Raw genomic sequence first — 1,322 nt, 5'->3', positions numbered from 1 at the left:
GGGGTCTGAAGTGTAGACAGGGGTCATGTGGGGTGCGGGATTGAGCCTCGAAATGTGGAAGATCGCGAAGGCCGAGTGTGTTCCCGTTCACGAAGGCAGCATGTGCGCCATCGCTACGCGAGATGGTGTCGCTTCGCCGGGGTCGAAGGCCGCATCACGCATGAATAGCATTCATCGGAACATGAGAGGCCCGACCGGGTCCGCCGGATTGGTCTGCGGCGGGGGATGGAGGCGAGGCTATGCCGGAGCTGCCATCCGAGCTGAGGTCGGGAGTCGGACTGGTTCGTAGTACCGATGACGCCGTTGAAGGAAACGAGACGCGCCGAGGGAAGGGGCCAGCCCGGAAGGATCCCTGGCGAGCAGGAGAGGGGCCGGACACTGAGCCGGGTCACCCCTCCATCCGGGCTCGCACGGGTGAACGCGGCGGCCCGCGGGGCCGTCCAGACCCGGTTTACCGCCCTGCTGCATCACGTCGACGTCGAGGCCCTCGAACGGGCTTTCTGGCGTCAGAAGCGGCGGGCGAGTGCGGGAGTCGATGGGATCATGGTGGCGGATTACGAGCACGATCTGGAGAACAATCTTCGGGATCTATGTGCGAGGGTCCACACCGGGCGCTACCGACCACATCCGGTCCGGCGCGTTTATATCCCGAAAGCCGATGGCGGACGCAGGCCTCTCGGCGTTCCGAGCCTGGAGGACAAGATCGTCCAGGGTGCGGTGGCCGAGGTGCTGAGCGCCATCTACGAGGCCGACTTCCTCGGTTTCTCCTACGGCTTCCGGCCGGGGCGGAATCCGCACCAGGCACTGACGTCGTTGCACACGGCGATCATGAGCCAGCGTGTGAACTGGGTGCTCGATGCCGACATCCGCAGCTTCTTCGACTCGGTCGACCACGAGTGGTTGCTGCGAATGGTGGCGCACAGGGTTGCCGACCCAAGGGTCCTCCGGTTGATCCGGTCATGGCTCGAAGCCGGCATCCTGGAGAGCGGCGAGTGGCATGAGACGGACAGGGGAACGCCGCAGGGTGCGGGAATCAGTCCGCTGCTGGCCAACATCTTCCTGCACTACGTCCTCGATCTCTGGGTTCATCAATGGCGAAGTCGGCATGCACGCGGTCGAGTATCGATCGTGCGCTACGCCGACGACTTCGTGATGGGCTTTGAGAAGGCGGCGGATGCGCAGCAGATGATGAGCGAACTCAAGGAGCGTTTGGCCAGGTTCGGTCTGAAGCTCCACGAGGAGAAGACGCGGTTGATCGAGTTTGGGCGTTTTGCGGCCATGACTCGACGCCAGCGTGGCGATCAGCGACCCGAAACCTTCGC

At 63.9% G+C, this 1,322-nt stretch carries 1 protein-coding gene; it reads left to right on the top strand.

What is annotated here, in order from left to right; translation table 11 throughout:
* Positions 1–414: 414 nt before the first annotated feature.
* Positions 415–1,322 (top strand): group II intron reverse transcriptase/maturase (gene ltrA / locus VQ042_RS25580; RefSeq protein WP_331823048.1); only part of this gene is annotated, 908 nt, incomplete at its 3' end.

This window comes from Aurantimonas sp. A2-1-M11 (genome assembly GCF_036549475.1).
Classification (GTDB): domain Bacteria; phylum Pseudomonadota; class Alphaproteobacteria; order Rhizobiales; family Rhizobiaceae; genus Aurantimonas.
The sequence above is the reverse complement of the archived record's forward strand: the minus strand, read 5'-3'. Positions and strand labels throughout refer to the sequence as shown.